Annotated in this window: 19 protein-coding genes and 2 other RNA genes; 3 read left to right on the forward strand and 18 right to left on the reverse strand. The window is 28.8% G+C overall.

Annotated elements, in window-relative coordinates:
* Positions 1-15 precede the first annotated feature (15 nt).
* Complete coding sequence (locus M2214_RS11045; protein ID WP_248477867.1) at positions 16-222, forward strand: permease of phosphate ABC transporter; 207 nt, start codon at positions 16-18, stop codon at positions 220-222.
* A gap of 174 nt (positions 223-396) precedes the next feature.
* On the opposite strand, the gene ssrA is transcribed toward M2214_RS11045, so the two are convergent.
* From ssrA to M2214_RS11060, 3 genes are all read right to left on the reverse strand, one after another.
* Positions 397-747: a transfer-messenger RNA gene (ssrA, locus tag M2214_RS11050) on the reverse strand.
* Between the two features lie 25 nt (positions 748-772).
* Positions 773-1,121: RNase P RNA component class A (gene rnpB, locus M2214_RS11055), an RNA gene on the reverse strand.
* Positions 1,122-1,223: 102 nt separating this feature from the next.
* Entirely contained in the window at positions 1,224-3,005 is a 1,782-nt protein-coding gene (locus M2214_RS11060) for a helicase-related protein (RefSeq protein WP_248477869.1), read from the reverse strand.
* Positions 3,006-3,140: 135 nt separating this feature from the next.
* Between M2214_RS11060 and M2214_RS11065 the strand changes: the two genes are divergently transcribed.
* On the forward strand, positions 3,141-4,313 hold the full coding sequence (locus tag M2214_RS11065) for an MFS transporter (RefSeq protein ID WP_248477871.1): 1,173 nt from the start codon (positions 3,141-3,143) through the stop codon (positions 4,311-4,313).
* A gap of 181 nt (positions 4,314-4,494) precedes the next feature.
* Here the strand turns inward: M2214_RS11065 and M2214_RS11070 are convergent, their stop codons facing one another.
* From M2214_RS11070 to prmA, 15 genes are all read right to left on the reverse strand, one after another.
* Positions 4,495-5,172 carry a hypothetical protein gene (locus tag M2214_RS11070; protein WP_248477873.1) on the reverse strand — a complete coding sequence of 226 codons (678 nt, stop codon included), beginning with the start codon at positions 5,170-5,172 and terminating at the stop codon, positions 4,495-4,497.
* Between the two features lie 198 nt (positions 5,173-5,370).
* A complete protein-coding gene (locus M2214_RS11075; RefSeq protein WP_248477875.1) occupies positions 5,371-5,850 on the reverse strand; it encodes a PIN domain-containing protein in 480 nt (159 codons plus the stop codon).
* A gap of 352 nt (positions 5,851-6,202) precedes the next feature.
* Entirely contained in the window at positions 6,203-6,415 is a 213-nt protein-coding gene (locus M2214_RS11080) for a YetF domain-containing protein (RefSeq protein ID WP_248477884.1), read from the reverse strand.
* 314 nt (positions 6,416-6,729) lie between these two features.
* Complete coding sequence (locus tag M2214_RS11085) at positions 6,730-7,107, reverse strand: CGGC domain-containing protein (RefSeq protein WP_248477886.1); 378 nt, start codon at positions 7,105-7,107, stop codon at positions 6,730-6,732.
* Positions 7,108-7,412: 305 nt separating this feature from the next.
* Positions 7,413-7,883 (reverse strand): hypothetical protein, encoded by a 471-nt coding sequence (locus tag M2214_RS11090; RefSeq protein WP_248477888.1) that lies wholly within the window; start codon positions 7,881-7,883, stop codon positions 7,413-7,415.
* A gap of 11 nt (positions 7,884-7,894) precedes the next feature.
* The gene (gene floA / locus M2214_RS11095; RefSeq protein ID WP_248477898.1) at positions 7,895-8,878 is read right to left on the reverse strand and encodes a flotillin-like protein FloA; all 984 of its coding nucleotides are present in this window, start codon (positions 8,876-8,878) and stop codon (positions 7,895-7,897) included.
* A 4-nt stretch (positions 8,879-8,882) separates the two neighbouring features.
* Positions 8,883-10,178, reverse strand: coding sequence for an NfeD family protein (locus tag M2214_RS11100; protein ID WP_248477907.1), 1,296 nt, complete (start codon positions 10,176-10,178; stop codon positions 8,883-8,885).
* A 12-nt stretch (positions 10,179-10,190) separates the two neighbouring features.
* On the reverse strand, positions 10,191-11,804 hold the full coding sequence (locus M2214_RS11105) for a response regulator (RefSeq protein ID WP_248477909.1): 1,614 nt from the start codon (positions 11,802-11,804) through the stop codon (positions 10,191-10,193).
* Positions 11,805-11,903: 99 nt separating this feature from the next.
* Positions 11,904-12,386 (reverse strand): TspO/MBR family protein, encoded by a 483-nt coding sequence (locus M2214_RS11110; protein ID WP_248477911.1) that lies wholly within the window; start codon positions 12,384-12,386, stop codon positions 11,904-11,906.
* 104 nt (positions 12,387-12,490) lie between these two features.
* Entirely contained in the window at positions 12,491-12,934 is a 444-nt protein-coding gene (locus tag M2214_RS11115; RefSeq protein WP_248477913.1) for a GatB/YqeY domain-containing protein, read from the reverse strand.
* A gap of 19 nt (positions 12,935-12,953) precedes the next feature.
* Positions 12,954-13,136: a 30S ribosomal protein S21 gene (gene rpsU / locus M2214_RS11120; protein WP_248477915.1), complete on the reverse strand. Its 183-nt coding sequence runs from the start codon at positions 13,134-13,136 to the stop codon at positions 12,954-12,956.
* A gap of 243 nt (positions 13,137-13,379) precedes the next feature.
* A complete protein-coding gene (locus tag M2214_RS11125; protein ID WP_248477923.1) occupies positions 13,380-13,733 on the reverse strand; it encodes a histidine triad nucleotide-binding protein in 354 nt (117 codons plus the stop codon).
* A 29-nt stretch (positions 13,734-13,762) separates the two neighbouring features.
* On the reverse strand, positions 13,763-15,055 hold the full coding sequence (mtaB, locus tag M2214_RS11130) for a tRNA (N(6)-L-threonylcarbamoyladenosine(37)-C(2))-methylthiotransferase MtaB (protein WP_248477931.1): 1,293 nt from the start codon (positions 15,053-15,055) through the stop codon (positions 13,763-13,765).
* Positions 15,048-15,806, reverse strand: coding sequence for a 16S rRNA (uracil(1498)-N(3))-methyltransferase (locus M2214_RS11135; protein ID WP_248477933.1), 759 nt, complete (start codon positions 15,804-15,806; stop codon positions 15,048-15,050). Before M2214_RS11135 ends, mtaB begins: the two co-directional genes overlap by 8 nt.
* A gap of 2 nt (positions 15,807-15,808) precedes the next feature.
* On the reverse strand, positions 15,809-16,750 hold the full coding sequence (gene prmA, locus M2214_RS11140) for a 50S ribosomal protein L11 methyltransferase (protein ID WP_248477935.1): 942 nt from the start codon (positions 16,748-16,750) through the stop codon (positions 15,809-15,811).
* 316 nt (positions 16,751-17,066) lie between these two features.
* Between prmA and M2214_RS11145 the strand changes: the two genes are divergently transcribed.
* Complete coding sequence (locus tag M2214_RS11145) at positions 17,067-17,579, forward strand: NADH-quinone oxidoreductase subunit NuoE family protein (protein WP_248477938.1); 513 nt, start codon at positions 17,067-17,069, stop codon at positions 17,577-17,579.
* Positions 17,580-17,582: the final 3 nt, after the last annotated feature.

Below are 17,582 nucleotides of genomic sequence, written 5' to 3' on the forward strand. Positions count from 1 at the left end.
AAGGAGGTAATGATTATGAAAAATTTGATTAATAAAACATTAAATGCTTCTAGAAAGTATACTATTTTTGATTATAGTTTACTTAAAATTTGTCTTATATCATTAGGCATACTTTTAGGAGTATCTTTTTCACAATTTTTCTCAAAATACCTTTCAATAATAGGGATAATATTTATTATTTCATATATTTTGATACTATATAAAACATTTATAAAATACTAAAATCAAACTATTCTATTAATAAAATGCGTTGGGGTGATAATCTTAATTTATCAACCAACGCATTAAATATATCCTTATAAAATCTTATATATACAGTTCATCTCTATTAATTATAAACAACCTATAAACTAAAAAACCATACTACATATTCTCTAGTACGGTCATGATTTCAATTGGTGGAGACGAGGGGAATTGAACCCCTGTCCGAAAGTTTTTTCCCTAAAGCTTCTACGAGTGTAGCTGCTAATTTTCATATCATCTTTTTTAACGCCTAACAGCAGACTTTAAAAAAAGACTAGCCTTAATTATTCTATCTTTAGTCAAGACATCCTAAAGACAGTTCCCCACTCAAATGGCGTTCTACTTAAGTTTGCGGGTAAACTTAATAGAACGAGCAGCATTAATTAAGCTGCTATTGCGTAATTATCGTTTGCGTTTATATTTAAGTACTGATTTTTACGTGAACCAGTAAAACACGACTCGCAACTTTAAGTTCCAATCCCTCGTCGAGACCATTACGCCCCCGAAGTTATTTTAATAATTTTTAAATATAATGAGTAAATCTATAAGCCGAGTTTTGTATTAAATAGTCATCTGTCTAGGCCTACTGTTGCCAGTAGGCTCAAGCGACCTACCAACGGAACGAGAGCGAGCAGCCCTCTTTTCATGTTCCTACTTGGTCTTGCTCCAGGTGGGGTTTACATAGCCAACTAGTCACCTAGCTGCTGGTGAGCTCTTACCTCACCTTTCCATCCTTACCACAGATAATTGTGGCGGTTTATTTCTGTTGCACTATCCTTAGAGTCGCCTCCACTGGGTGTTACCCAGCACCCTGCTCTATGGAGCTCGGACTTTCCTCGTCTACCTATAAAGGTATCCGCGACTATCCGACTTACTCATCATTTAATTTTTTCGTCGATAAATCATATGATATCATCTTGTTGTGCCACAGTCAAATGTAAATTTTCCATAGTCTGAAACAAAATTCTTTAATTCCCTTATTATATCTTAAGCAATAGGTTATTTATTTTTTCACTTAACTTGTTCCTTTCTTCATATATCCATTCTTCATCAATAGTAGGTCCAAAAATTTTACCAAAAGAATAGTATAAATTTATCTTCTGATAATAAATTTCTAATTCATCAAGGGATTCAAATTTATATATAGGCTTGAATATTTCATTTCTTTTTGCAATAAACAATTCATCAACATATGATATAAATGTATCCATAAGATCATTATTATCTACATCAAATGGTATCTTCAAGAGCTTCCATCGAATAATTTGTGAAAGTTTATACCTTCTTATATTATATAGTACAATTAAATATTCATCTATGTCCATTTTTTCATATAATAATGATTTACATTCTTTCTCACTCCAAACTGACAGTTTTTCTGTTAGAGAAACATTTTCGATACTTAATATATCTTCACTTGGTCCTAAAATTGCATATTCAATATCATTATCTTTCTTATTAATAGATTCCTTTATAAATTCATAATTACCTGCATATGAAGCAACATACCCGACATCATATATTCCTTTCCTACCCGCTCTACCTGCTATTTGTTTAACTTCTTGAGAATTTAAAAATCTAAATTCTTTTCCATCAAATTTTTTTATTTCCATAAAGACTATTCTCTTAATAGGAAGATTTACTCCCATACCAATAGCATCAGTTGTAACTAAAATAGATGTTTCTTTATTTAAAAATTGAGCATACTGTTTCTTTCTAACTTCTGGTGGCAAATCCCCATATATTATGCTACATTTAATTCCCAAGTTTGAATAAAACAAAGCAAGTTCAAGAACTCTTTTTTTAGAAAACACAACTAGAGCATCTCCGTCCTTAAAATCTTTATATTTAAACGACTTTTCTTCTATTTCCAGTGGAATATTGCGTTTATACTCTTTAATTGTATAATCATCACCTATATCTTTTATAATATCAATTAATAATTTTTTTGCATTTAATGCCCCACATACATGTATTTCCCTACATTTTAGTCCTAATAGTGCTCTAGTCCATGCAGCTCCTCTTTTTTCATCAACTATCATCTGTATTTCATCAATTACTGCTGTTTCAAATTCTTCATTTATATTTAGCTTTTCTATAGTACACGAGATATGATCCGCATTTTGATGAATTATCTCTTCTTCTCCTGTAAATAAATTGCATGCTACCCCTTCATTATTTAACCTTTCATAGTTTTCTAATGCAAGTATTCTAAGAGGAGCAAGATATATGCCTTTTCTACTTTCTTTAAGTTTTTGCATTGCATTATATGTTTTTCCAGTATTAGTTTCTCCTAAATGTAGATGAATAGTTCTCTTTATTTTTCTTGCTTGTTTATATTCATCCTTTGGATTTTGAGGAAATATTATATCCATTTTTTCATTTATTAGCTTTGGAATATATTTGGTAATCAAAACATTCATTAACCCTGAACTTTTATAATTTTCATAATGCTTATCTATTATTTCTTCTAATTTATGATGTGCATTATTCTTTTGGTTATAATCTAAAAGCAATCTCTCAGATACATAATTCAGTAATTCCTCATAGTTTTTATATAATTGATTTGCTTCCTTCTGTTTTGTAGAATTTCTTTTTTTATTAAATATTTTCTGTATTTCTGCTATAAGCTTCAATTTCTTACGAAGAGATGCTTCATGCTCCCACAGTGAATTTATTTTTGTATTAGCCACTATTTGCTCAATCTGCTTTATCTGATTTTTAAGTTTTTTAAGTTCTCTTTCTGCTGCTGATACTTTCATTTTTATTCCTCCTTGTAATTAGTGTTTGCTATTTTGTAGATAAAAATGAGTTTTTTTGCCATTATAATTTTCATGCTAATTGAAAACAATAAAACAATAAATAAATTTAAAATACTTGTATTTTTGGAGGTATAAATGTCAAAAGAAGCAAAAATCCTATTAATAATTAGTGGATTATTTACACTTGCCAAAGGTTTATCTAATGTTTTTGTAAATATATTCTTATGGAAAAAATCAAATGATTTCATCATGATTTCACAGTATAATCTAATTCAATATATATTTTTACCAATTGCTTTTACTATAGGAGGATGGCTATCAAAAAAAAAGAATGGAATATGGGCTCTGAGAATTGGAATTGTTTTTTATATATTATTTTTTATTCTCATTATTTTAATAAAAGATAATATTATAAAATATATTTACCCTCTCGGCATATTATTCGGAGTAGCAGGAGGATTTTACTGGCTTGCTTTTGATGTTCTAAGTTTTGATTTTACATCTACTAATAATCGAGATACTTTTAATGGATATCATGGTTTTATAGCGGGTATACCGGCTGCTATTGCTCCTTTTGCAGCAGCTTATATTATTGATAGAAGTAATAATACAAAAGGATATATGATAGTATTTTTCCTTTCATTAATATTCTTTGTTATTTTAATACTTATTAGTTTATTACTTCGCTCACAGCACTATGGAGAAAAACTAGATTTTAAAAAAATAATAGGTAGTAATAATTCTGATTGGAATAATTTAAGAAAAAGTACAATTGCTTGGGGTCTAAGAGATGTTGTAATACTATTTTTGCTTAATATACTAATCTATAAAACAACAGGAAGTGAAATGGAACTAGGGAAACTCTTTTTTATTTCATATTTAATTTCATCATCATCTTATATATTAGAACAAAAGTTTATAAAGCCTAAACGAAGAATGTTTGCCCTGCATATAGGCACAATATTAATGTTTATTTCAGTTTTAGGACTAGTTTTCAAAATCAACTATTATTCTATATTATTCTTTATTATACTAGATGCAATATCTCTGCCATTTTTTTATGTACCTATGACATCTGCTACTTTTAATGTACTAGACCAGCATCATGAAAATAATATGAGAATAGAATATATTATAAACAGAGATATTGCTCTTAATACAGGAAGAATAATAAGTACAACCTCATTAATGATCTTTTTAACTTTTATAAAAAATGATAGAGCACTTAATTACTTTTTACTTTTTATAGGAAGCGCTCAATTGATTGCTCTTTATTTCTTAAGAAAGCTAAAAATATGGGATGTATAAAAAAATTCGTCTAGTCACTACGCACTGACTCATATCGCCAACGAATTCCTATGGGCTCCGTTGCTCAAAATAGTTGAAAGTATAACTTTTATGACAAGTTATCCACAAAACAAAATATAATAATTTCCTATAGAGTAAAAAAGGGTGATTAATTAATCACCCTTTTTTATAAGTTCATATTTTAACTTACTGGCATTTCTCCAAATTCAGCATTTAACAATCCTTCTAATTCATTCATTGGAATGCTTAACTCAATAAATTCTTTTGCACTATCATCTAAAGGCATATAATAGAACACTACATTTTCTTCTTCAAAGTATACACGTATTCCTTCTGCTTCAACTGATTCTAGCCCTTTTTCTTTAGCCTTTTCGTTTAATATTTTAATTACGCCATCGTTATCTTTAACTAAATTATTATAATTAATTTCATTTGAAGTTTTTATATCAAGGTTTACACTGTGCTTAATATTTATATCTCCATGGCCTTGTATTTTACCTGTACCTATAAATAATACACTTAGTATATTATTATCCATTTTTGTGATTTCATAGTCTATCTGTACATCAGTATAAGGATCTTCATTACCATATAAATCAGCAGTTTTTATAAGACTTTGGTTCATATAATCCATTAAAAGTTCACCTGGGTAACCCTTTATTTGAGGATAAAATATTTTTGTATTTTTATCTTTCACCTCTAATACTTCTTTTGTTATATCATAATCTAAAGTAATTTGTTCATTTTGAGTTTGTTCCTCTTTTTGTACATTGTCAATTGGTTCTTCCTTAACTCCACATCCTACAACAGTAATACTAGTTGCTAATACCAATGATAATAATAATTTGTTTAATTTCATTTTATTAACCTCCCATTAAATTATCTATAGTTTATAACGCTGTGCTTTTTATTTCCTACCCCTTTGCTTAACTATATAATAACTTATTTATTACAATAGATAGTTACAACTAGGTTACAATCTATTATGAAGTAATATTTAGTTTATTTTTATCCGAAAGCTAAAAACTCTAAGACTCCATCCGAATTAAGTTTCACTTTATAACACATTGAACTTCTTTAAATCACACAGAAATTCATTAAAAGTCAACACTCTAGAAGGGTCTAATATAATTTTTGCACTATTTATTATCTTTTTATCTTGGGTAACCAGTGTATATTGTTTATGATTTTCACAAATGCGAATAAGGCTGTAGTCATTTATAGAAAGTTTATTAGCATTTATAGAATATATGTGTTTATTCGAATCATACTTGATACAAATATTAGGTTTATGAATTTGTGCAAGCCTAACTACATCCTCATTAATTATATGTCCCAATAATTTTATAAACCTATCTGTAAGTACTGAAACTCCATTAAATTGTCGAGATTCTTTTATAGACAATTCTGCAGCTATATGGTGATAAATCTTAAAATCAATTCCCTCATGTCTTTCTATAGCTTGAAACAAGCAAGGATATTCATTCCATATTTTTATAACTACATTCGTATCCAATAGGTACTCTTTATCAACCACCTAACTCACCCCTTTATCATATAAAAGTTCATTAAATTATATTATATAAGCTCCTGCTTCTTCTTGTATTATCTTTTTAACTAACTAATTGCATTATATCCCAATATAGTTTCTAATGAAACTATATTACAAAATCAAAAAGGTGCTATCTCAAAATGACTTTTAAAAATCATTTTAAGATAGCACCCCTCTTTATTACAAATTAACAAGATTATTGATCTTTCTTTTTCAAATCATCAACTAAATTTATATATTTCGAAGAACCATTTTGTTTATTAATAATTTTATTTAATATAAACTCCATGTTTCCAACTGTAATAGGCTCAGAACCTTTTATTAATTCATAACCTAATTATCCGTTTGGCTCTAATATAGCTTTCTTTACATCTTCAATCTTATTAATCCCTTTTTGTCTCAATCTAGAGTATAACTCATCATTCGTAAGTTTTAGCTTTTTCATATTCTTTTCATTAATAACTCCATAGTTAAAAATAACTTTTTCTTTTCCACCTAAAAGTTTTTCAAACCCTTTAAAATAATACTCTGCAACTTCAAATAATATCAATAAAATAGTGAAAATAATAGATACAGTTATAGTTTTTTTATATCTTTGTCTGCAAAAGGTTCAGCGATTATATTCCCCAACGAAATCATTAAGATCGTTTGAGAAATAGTCATCTGGGCAATTGATCGCCTACCGGTTATTCTAATCAAAACCACTGCAACGATATAAAGTAGAATAGGTTTTAATATAAACGGCATACAAACAATTCCTTTTAGATAATAACTTTTAATATTATTATTATTAAAATAATTATTTTTATACATGGCAATTAATTTTAAAAATCAACTACTTCTAATTCTTATTAAAAATAGTTTTTACTCTGAACAAGTATATTTATTTATATTTATATTATTATTCTTTTTCCCATTGGCTGAACCATGTGTATACCCAATAACATCAAAATATTTAGCAAACTCTTTGGCAAATTCTTCGTAGTGTTCACACCTACCTCTTATACATGTAGATAAATGTATTGTATCTACATCTGCTTTTTTAAGCTTTTCTATTTTTACTTTAAGACTTTCGACTGGATTTTCATCACATCCATTACAATTATTAAAACAAACTAGCTGACATCCAACTTCTTCATATCTTTTAAAAGAATCTTCATTTTGATTAAATGTTCTTAAACATCCATTTGCAGTACATTTTTTTGAAACTTCTCCACATACATATATAGCAATTTTTTTCATCTTATCTTCCTCCGTATTTTATAAACTCATTTTTTAAGGTTTATTATATCATTGTTAAAAATAATTATATGTGCTAATTATCACATATATAAAAAACTCGTCTAGTTGCTACGCACTGACTCATGGCTCCAACAAGTCTCACGACTCTGTCGTTTAAAATAATTGTAAGTATAGTTCTTCTGTCAATACTATCTACAGACCTGAAATTTTATAATCCCTTAACATATAAAAAGCTATCTCAAAATAGAAATTAATGTCTATTTTGAGATAGCTTTTTTATATTAAGTAGAAACTTATATAATTTTTTATCTTCTCATACTTTTTGGTTTATCTAATATTTCAGACATAATAATCGCCTTTATCAAGTCATTTGAGTCTGAAAAAAGATCAAACACTTCATCTGAATCTTTATTTTTAATGTTTTTATCATAATCTTTATTTATATTTTCTTCCTGATCAATATCATAGTATAAGTTTCTTGAATCTTGTTTGGCTTCAGCATCTTCTGTAAATATAGAAGATATATCTTCATCTACATTTTTTTTAGGTTCTTTATCTATATATTTTTCTTTAGAGCCTTCTATATGTTTTTGTTTCTTGTAATTATAACTTAATTCATTTAAATTAGTCTCTATTTTTTTAACTGTATTATTTACAGTTTTCAATAAAGAACCTTCTTTTTTACTTTCAGTATTTTCATCATCATCTTCTTTAATAAAAGATTTAAATACTATGCTTAACACATATATAATAGCCGGTATTAATATACCTTCCATATTATCACACCTTATTTATCAGACTTCATATTAGATTTATTAGAACCTACTTTTGATATAGACTCTCTCATATCTGTATCAGCCATAACGTTTTTAAGGTTATAATAATCCATAACACCTAAATTTCCATTTTTGAATGCCTCTGATATAGCTAATGGAATTTTAGCCTCTGATTCAACAACCTTAGCTCTCATTTCCTCAACCATAGCCTTCATTTCTTGCTCTTTTGCTATTGCCATTGCTCTTCTTTCCTCAGCTTTTGCTTGTGCTATCTTTTTATCAGCCTCAGCTTGATCTGTTTGAAGTTGTGCTCCTATATTTCTTCCAACATCAACATCAGCTATATCTATAGATAGTATTTCAAATGCCGTTCCAGAATCAAGACCTTTTTCTAATACTCTCTGAGAAATAGAATCTGGATTTTCAAGAACTGCCTTATGATTAACAGATGAACCTACAGTTGTAACTATACCTTCTCCAACTCTAGCTATTATAGTCTCTTCTCCTGCTCCTCCAACTAATCTTTCAATATTTGCTCTTACAGTAACTCTTGCTCTTGCTATAACTTCTATACCATCCTTTGCCATTGCTGCAATTTTTGGAGTTTCTATAACTTTAGGATTTACACTAACTTGAACAGCCTCAAGTACATCTCTACCAGCAAGATCTATAGCTGCCGCTTGTTCAAACTCAAGATTTATATTAGCTCTTTGAGCAGCAATTAAAGCATCTACAACAGAATTAACATCTCCTCCAGCTAGATAATGAGCCTCAAGCTTATCTATTCCAAGATCTAGCCCTGCTTTTGTAGCCTTTATCATTGGATTTACAATTCTAGCAGGTGAAACTCTTCTAAATCTCATTCCAACAAGTGTTAAAATAGATATCTTAACTCCTGAGAATAAAGCTGTAATCCAAAGTCCAACTGGTATAAAACTAAAAAATAAAACTACAAGTATAACTATTAAAGCTATTCCTATTATAGGTCCTATCATAATCTTAACCCTCCTTAATGTGTCTAACTATTATTTTGTTTGACTCAATTTTCACTACTCTTACCTTTTGTCCAACTCCAATAAATATTCCCTCTGTTATTACATCCAGTATTTCACCATCTATCTCAATTTTGCCAGATGGTCTTAAATATGAAATAGTTATTCCTTCTTTGTTTAAATAGATTCTATTATCCTTTGATGGAATGTATCCTTTTTCAGCATCAAGTGTAGTGTTGAGAAATAAAGTCTTATACATTTTTCTCTTAGGAAGTTTTTTTAGTATATAGATTAGCGCAACCACACTAACTATAAGTGAAATCATTATACTTAAAAAAGCTTGAACCATATTACTAGACGCCATAATTATACTAAATATAATACTTCCTATTCCAATTGTTCCAAATATCCCAAATCCTGGAGCCATAGCTTCTATTACAAGTAGAATAATACCTATTCCAAATACAAATACAGTTGTCGTTGTAGAATTTCCTGTATATACAGATCCTAAAAAGAATAAAGAAAATCCAACAATACTTATTATACCACCAAATCCAAATCCTGGTGTCAAAATTTCTAATATCATTCCTATAAATCCTAAAGATAATAAAAGAGGTGCTACATAACTAGATGTTATTAAGTTTCTAAAAATACCCATAATCTTAATATTTGCATCTTTTTGAACATAATTTTCTATATTCAAATCAGTATAAATTTGCTTCATTGAAGAGGCTATACCATCTATAAATCCTATTTCATGAGCTTTTTTAGTAGTTAAATTTAATAACTTTCCTTTATCCACTAATTTTTCTATCTTTATATCCTTATCCGCCATGGCAGCCACAATTTCAGGATTTCTTCCCTTTTGCTCAGCTACGGCTTTAAGTTGTGATGTCCAATATGATATATTTTTTTCTGTATTAGGTATAGTTTCAGCAGAACCTATTGTAGAATAATTATTCATATATATATAATCACAAGATATAGATATCAATACTCCTGCAGATTCTGCCTTTTTATTTATATAAGCTATAGTAGGTGTGTCTTGCTCTATTATAATATCGCTTATATCAACTGCTGAATCTACACGCCCACCATAAGTATCTATATCAAGAAGTATATAATCTGCATTTTCTTTATTAGCTTCATCTATTGACTCTTTGATATAATGATACATACCCTTATTAACTTCACCGTTAACATCGATTTTGTATATTATATTTTGAGAATCAGCAAATCCTTTATATGGTAACATCAACATCATCATAAATAAAATTAGTATTGATTTACTTATATTTTTCAAAATTTCACCTTCTTATCCATTAAGTATTTTATTGACTCTATTTTCCAAATCAGATAGACAAAATGGTTTTATTATATAATCGTCGGCTCCCTTTTCAAAGCACTCGTCTATATCTTCCTGTTTACCGTTACAGCTCAATATAACAACCTTTGTATATTTGTCTTTTCTAGTATTCTTTATATAGTCGCATATCTCACAACCATCCATACCAGGAAGCATATAGTCTGTTATTACTAAATCAGGCTTGAAGCTTTCATAAATTTTTATTCCATCCTTTCCATCATTGCTATATTCTATATCATAATTTTTCATAAGTCTATCCTTGATAATTCTAACTATCATATTAGAATCATCTATTAACAATACTTTTTTCTTAGTATATTCCTTCTCTAAATAAGTTATCTTTCCCCTTCCCTCATCTTTTGAAATATACAAAGCTTTATCAGCACGATCAAGAGCCTCCTGTATAGATTCATTTTTAGCAGTAGTTGTTATTCCTGCACTAAAAGATATTTTTATATTATTTCCTCGGTAATTAATATTTTTTTTAATTATATTATCCAAGCACCTTTGCATCACACAGCAAACTTGTTTCTTTGATAAATTCTTAAATAAAATTAAAAACTCATCCCCTCCAAAACGATATATCTCATCATCTCCTCTAAGAGACTCTTTAAGCTCATTTACAAGTATAGTCAATACATAATCCCCAGCTAAGTGACCATATTTATCATTTATACTTTTAAAATAATCAAAATCTATAAAGGCTATTGATATACTTTCATTATATTTCAAGTTGTTCTCTATATTTTTAATATTTTTATTAAAGAAATCTTTATTATATACTCCAGTAAGATTATCCTTACTTATTTTTACGTTATAGTGATCAACTTTTTTTAATATATTTTCTATTGTAACAATTAATTCTTCAACCTGAAATGGCTTAGTTATATAAGCCTCCACGCCTTCTTTTAAAGCTCTTATTCTATCTCTAGCTACATTTTTAGCAGTTAAAAATATTATAGGAATATTTATATTTTCTTTTTTAATTTGGTTTAATATCTCAAATCCATTTTTATCCGGCATTATAATATCTAATATCATCATATCAATGTTTTGATTCTTTAGTATAAGAATAACATCTTTAGCACCTAAAGATTTAACTACATTATACCCCTGTTTTTTCAGAACATTTTCTAATAATGACAGCAAATCCATATCATCATCTACTATTAGTATTGTCTTATTCTTGCTACCTTCTTTTATGTTATTTTCTATATCCTTATTACAATCATCACAACATCGTTTCTCTTTAAGACAAGAGATTTCTTTATAAATACATGATAACCCATTTAATATTTCCCCAAAATAGTCATTACATAAATCTCCTTTATAATCTTCTAAATAGGACTCATATCTTTCCGCTATATCAGACAACTCATTCAATTCAAACATAGCAGCAGTACCTTTTATATTATGAAAAAATCTATATATTCTTTTATAATCTTCAGCTTCTTTGTTTAATCTATACTTGATTAATATTATCATAATTTCATCTAGTTTTTGCCTTTGATTACTTAAAAACATATGTATAGCATCCTCAATCAAAAACTGTGACTCTATCACTGATCTCTCTCCCCTTTTTAAGTTTAACCTATATAATATTTCTCTATATGTGCTCATATATCCTTGTGAATAAATAAAAATCCCAATAAATTGGGATTCTTACTTATTTAAAACCCATGTATAATAATTTAAGATAGTTGCGAACATAAGCCAAGCTACATAAGGTATCATCAAATATCCTGCAACCTTATCTATTTTATAAAACTTTATAGTGGTTATAATAACAAATAGTAAAAGTAATATTATAAGTATTAAAGCAACTCCTCTAAGTCCTAAGTTAAAGTAAATTATTGGCCACATAAAATTCAATATAAGTTGTATAGCATAGAACGTAAGTGCACTTTTGACTTCGTTTCTGTTATATCCATATTTCCATACTCTATAAGAAGCAATTCCCATAAGTACGTATAAAATAGGCCATACTATTCCAAATATTTCACCAGGAGGAGCGAACGAAGGTTTAATTAAATCACTATATAATTCCATAGAATTCTTAGTTATGTACCCACTTAAAGCCCCTACTAAAAGAGGTATTAAGATGCTTATTGTAAGCTTTTTTATGTTCCTCAAATCTATTATCATATACACCACCCTTTCTTATATATTTATATGAACAATGCAAAACCTTTATACGTTGTTTTTATGCAAAATAAAAAGACTAAAGCATTCGCTTTAGTCTTTTAAATCTATTGTAAGTGTTTTTTAACTAATTCATTTACAATTTTTCCGTCAGCTTTTCCTTTTACCTTAGGCATAAGGGCTGACATTACTTTTCCCATCTCTTTCTTTGAAGAAGCTCCGATTTCCTTTATAGTATCTACTACTATAGCTTCTATCTCTTCCTCACTTAACTGAGCTGGTAAGTAATCTTTAAGTATTTCCATTTCTTCTTGTGTTTGAGATATAAGATCTTCTCTACCTGCTTTTGTGAATTCTTCAAGTGCATCTTTTCTTTGTTTCATTTGCTTAACAACAATATCAAGTACACCTTGCTCATCAAGTTCAACTCTATTATCCACTTCATACTGCTTAACAGCAGCTCTTATAAGAGTTACAACAGATTTTTTCACTTGATTTTTTTCCTTCATAGCAAGCTTCAAATCATCCATTAATTTTGCCTTAAGAGACATCTTCTCCACCTCTTATTCACTATCTTCTCTTGCTAGCTTTTCTCTTAGCAGCTTCAGACTTTTTCTTACGCTTTACGCTTGGCTTATCGTAATGCTCTCTTTTTCTAACTTCAGACATTATTCCAGATACAGCACATTGGCGCTTAAATCTCTTAAGAGCACTATCTAAAGTTTCGTTATCTCTTACTTTTATTTCTGACATTCTTCTTCCCTCCCTCCAATACCAGCAATCCTGCTATAACTATAGCTACGATCATAAACTTGGCTTACTACAGGGTTTTAATACCATACCAAGTTATTATAAACCATTTCCTCATTTTTTTCAAGTACTTTTTAGTCATATATACCAACTATGAAAATTAATTTTTAATAAACTTATTAATATATGATATAGGCTTATCTAAAAGCTAAAAATTCTATAATTCCATCTGAATTAAGTTTCACTTTATGGCCAATTTAAAGTTTTTCCAGCAATTATATGATAATGAATATGTTTGACTTCTTGACCTGCATTTTCTCCACAGTTATTTATTATTCTAAATCCATCTTCTTTAAAATTCATATCATCGGCAATTTTATTTATAGTCTTGTGAATATGAGCTACTATATCCATTTCATCATCTTGTATATCAATTATAGATTCATAATGCTTTTTAGGTATCACTAATATATGCACAGGAGCTATAGGATTTATATCTTTAAAAGCTAATACCTTTTCATCTTCATATACTTTATTTGATGGTATTTCTCCATTTATTATTTTACAAAATATACAGTTTTCCAAAGTGTACACCTCCATAATGTAATCTAAATATTATATACTCTATATTAAGCTAAAATTCCTTCTATGAATACATCTTTTATACTAATTAAATTCACATTCAATATTTTTCCCTCTATATTGTCATCTGTTTTAACTAATACTCTAATGTAATTAGAAGTTAAACCTTCATAATATCCATTTTGAAGCTTCGTTTCAAACAATACTGTTACAGTATCATTTAAAAACCTTTCCATGAATTTTTTGTTATTCTCATTGGATAAGTTCATAAGTTTTTCACTTCTTGTCTGCTTAACCTTAGGATCTATTTGGTCCTTCATACTAGCCGCTGGAGTTCCTTTTCTAGGAGAGTATTTAAATACATGCATTTGAGAAAGTTCTATTTCTTTTAAAAATTCATATGTTGTCTCAAATTCATCATCACCTTCTCCAGGGAATCCTACTATTACATCTGTAGTTATAGCTACATGTTTTATTTTTTCTCTAAGATTCTTTACAATACTTCTATACTGATTTGTATTATATTTTCTATTCATTCTTTTCAGAGTTTCATCGCATCCACTTTGAAGAGACAAATGGAAATGCGGACATATTTTTTCCATAGACGCTATCTCATCTATGAATTCATCACTCATTAAAAGAGGTTCAACAGAGCTTAATCTTATTCTTTCAATTCCATCTATTTTGTGAATTTCCTTTAATACATCAAGTATAGTAACATCCCCTAAATCCTTTCCATAAGATGCTACATGAATACCTGTTAATACTATTTCTTTAAAACCATTAGAAGCTAAATCTTTTACTTCACTTGATATATTATCTAACAATCTACTTCTAACTGGTCCTCTTGCATAAGGAATTATGCAGTAAGAGCAAAATCTATCGCATCCCTCTTGTATCTTTAAAAATGCTCTAGTCTTTCCTCTTACCTCTTTTATTTGCATTTCCTCAAACTCTCTAACCTTCATTATGTCATCAACCGTACTTATCTTATCTTGTTTATTTATACCCTCTATGATTTCTACTATTTTCTTTCTATCGTTAGTTCCCATTACTACATTCACTTCTTCTATATCCAGTATCTCCTCTGGTGCTACCTGAGAATAGCAACCTACAACTGCAATTATAGAATTAGGATTTATTTTTTTAGACCTTCTTATAAATTGTCTTGATTTTCTATCACTCATATTAGTTACAGTACAAGTATTTATTACATATACATCAGCATATTCTTCATGGTCTACAACTTCATAAGAAGCTTTTTTAAAAAGCTCTGTCATAGCTTCTGTCTCATATTGATTTACTTTACAGCCTAATGTATAAAATGCTACCTTATTCAATACTACCATCTCCTTTTAGATGGGATAGTTCATAAATAACTATTGAAGATGCTACTATTGAAGCAGTCTCTGTTCTTAGTATTCTTGGTCCTAAGCTGATAGACGACGCGCCTATATCTTGCAGCATATTTATTTCTTCTTCATCAAATCCGCCCTCTGGACCTATAAATATACCTACCGCACTTATATTAGATTTATTTATTGCGTCCTTTATAGATTTGGAATTTTCTTTTTCGTATGGAACTATATTGATACTATTTTCTTTCATATGTAAAAGAGCCTCTTTAAAGCTTAAAGGACCTTTTACTTTTGGAATAACTCCTCTTTTACTTTGCTTAGCCGCTTCATAAACTATTCTTTCCCATCTTTGCATTTTTTTATCTTTTTTATCTTCAAGTTTTGCAACACTTCTCTTCGTTATAACAGGTATGATTTCACTAACACCTACTTCTGTCAACTTCTGAAGTATTAGATCCATCTTCTGTCCTTTTGGAAGCCCTTGATACAATTTTATTTTAATATCACATTCTCTTTGAATATCGACCGATTCTATTATGTTTAAAAATACTTCTTTTTTTGTTATATCTGTTATCTCACATATATATTCATTATTGTTTTTATCACATATTTCAAGTTTTTCTCCAACGCTACATCTTAAAACTTTTGATATGTGTTTTACATCATCGCCTTGTATTAAACATTCCTTTTGTTCTAAATTTACGTTATTAGGATCCACAAAAAATCTATCCATTATTATTCACCCTTTTTAGATACGATTGCTGCCCATTCTCCCATAGTATTAACCTCTAAGATTTCAAAGTTATTTTCTAAAAGAGCAGCCTTAACAAATTCTATTTTATCAAGTATTATACCTGATGATATGAATAATCCATCATCGTTTAAGAAATTAGAAACATCCTTTGCAAGTATAGCTATAATATCAGCTATAATGTTAGCAACTACTATATCTGCTTTTTCAGTAACAACGTTCATTAAGTTACCATATCTTATTTCAACAGAAGAATCTACGTTATTGAATTCTGCATTTTCTTTAGAAACCTTAACAGCAACCTCATCAAGGTCTACACCTATAGTTTTCTTAGCTCCAAGCTTAGCAGCTGCAATAGATAATATACCACTTCCGCATCCTATATCAAATACTACATCTTCATTGTTTATTCTCTTTTCTAATTCTCTTATACACATAGTCGTAGTTTCATGAGTTCCCGTACCAAATGCCATACCTGGGTCAAGCTCTATTACTATCTCGCCTTCGTTCTTTTCATACTCTTCCCATGTAGGTTTTACAACTATTTTTTCTCCAACTTTAGCAGGCTTATAATATTGTTTCCAAGAATTAGCCCAATCCTGCTCATCAACTTCAGTTATATTAACGCTACCTTCTCCTATATTTATTCCATACGTTGGAAGAAGCTTGATTTTTTCTCTTATCATTTCAACTTCACCAACAATGTTTTTTTGCTCATTAAGGTAAGCCTTTATTATAACCCCTTCATATCCTGTATCAAATACATTTTCTTCTATGTAATCCCATGCAATGTCTTCTTTATCTTGAAATAAAAAATCATTAGGATCTTCTATTACTACACCGCCCACTTCACACTCATAAAGAATACTTGTAACCGCTTCAACTGCTTCCGTAGTAGTTTTTATTGTAACTTCAATCCACTTCATAAAGATACCTTCCTTTATATAATTATTTTTTCCAATTTGACTGTAGTAATTATTATACAGTAATTTAAGACAAGAATCTACACAAAATATCATGTATTATATTTTTCTTAGCTTTTCTCTCCTAAACATAATATTATTATCAACAATAATAACTTTGTATATACAATTCAGTAATTAACTCATCCAAATTTAGCAATTATTTTTAATTTTTTCTGTCAAAGCGAATAAGTATACATAAATTTACAAATAATACATTTGAATTTCTTAAGTGATTTAAAGATTATGATTTTATTATCAATAGAAAGTAGGTGAAGCTATGAAAATCAGAGTAAATGAAGATGAAAAAAAAGATTTTGAGAAACTAGACGAAATAATAAATCAATATAAAAGTGAAAAAGGTGTGCTTATTAATATTTTACAAAAATCACAAGAGCATTTTGGTTATTTACCAGAAAAAGTCCAAACATATATTTCACAAGAACTTGATATACCAGTCTCAACTATCAACGGTGTTGTAAGCTTTTATTCTTTATTTTCACAAGAACCACAAGGAAAATATACTATAGGAGTTTGTCTTGGAACTGCTTGTTATGTAAAAGGAGCTCAAGATATTATAGATGCAATAAAAGAAGAACTACATATAGATGTCAATGAGACAACTATGGATAAATTATTTACTTTAAAATCTACACGATGCATAGGTGCTTGCGGTCTTGCTCCAGTTATAACTATAAATGATGAGGTACATGGAAGGGTGTCTCCTGCTGATGTTCCTTCTATACTTTATAAGTATATGAAAGAACATAAAGGTTCAAATACTTTAAATTAGGAG

The sequence above is a fragment of the Tepidibacter aestuarii genome, assembly GCF_934924865.1.
Lineage (GTDB): Bacteria > Bacillota > Clostridia > Peptostreptococcales > Peptostreptococcaceae > Tepidibacter_A > Tepidibacter_A aestuarii.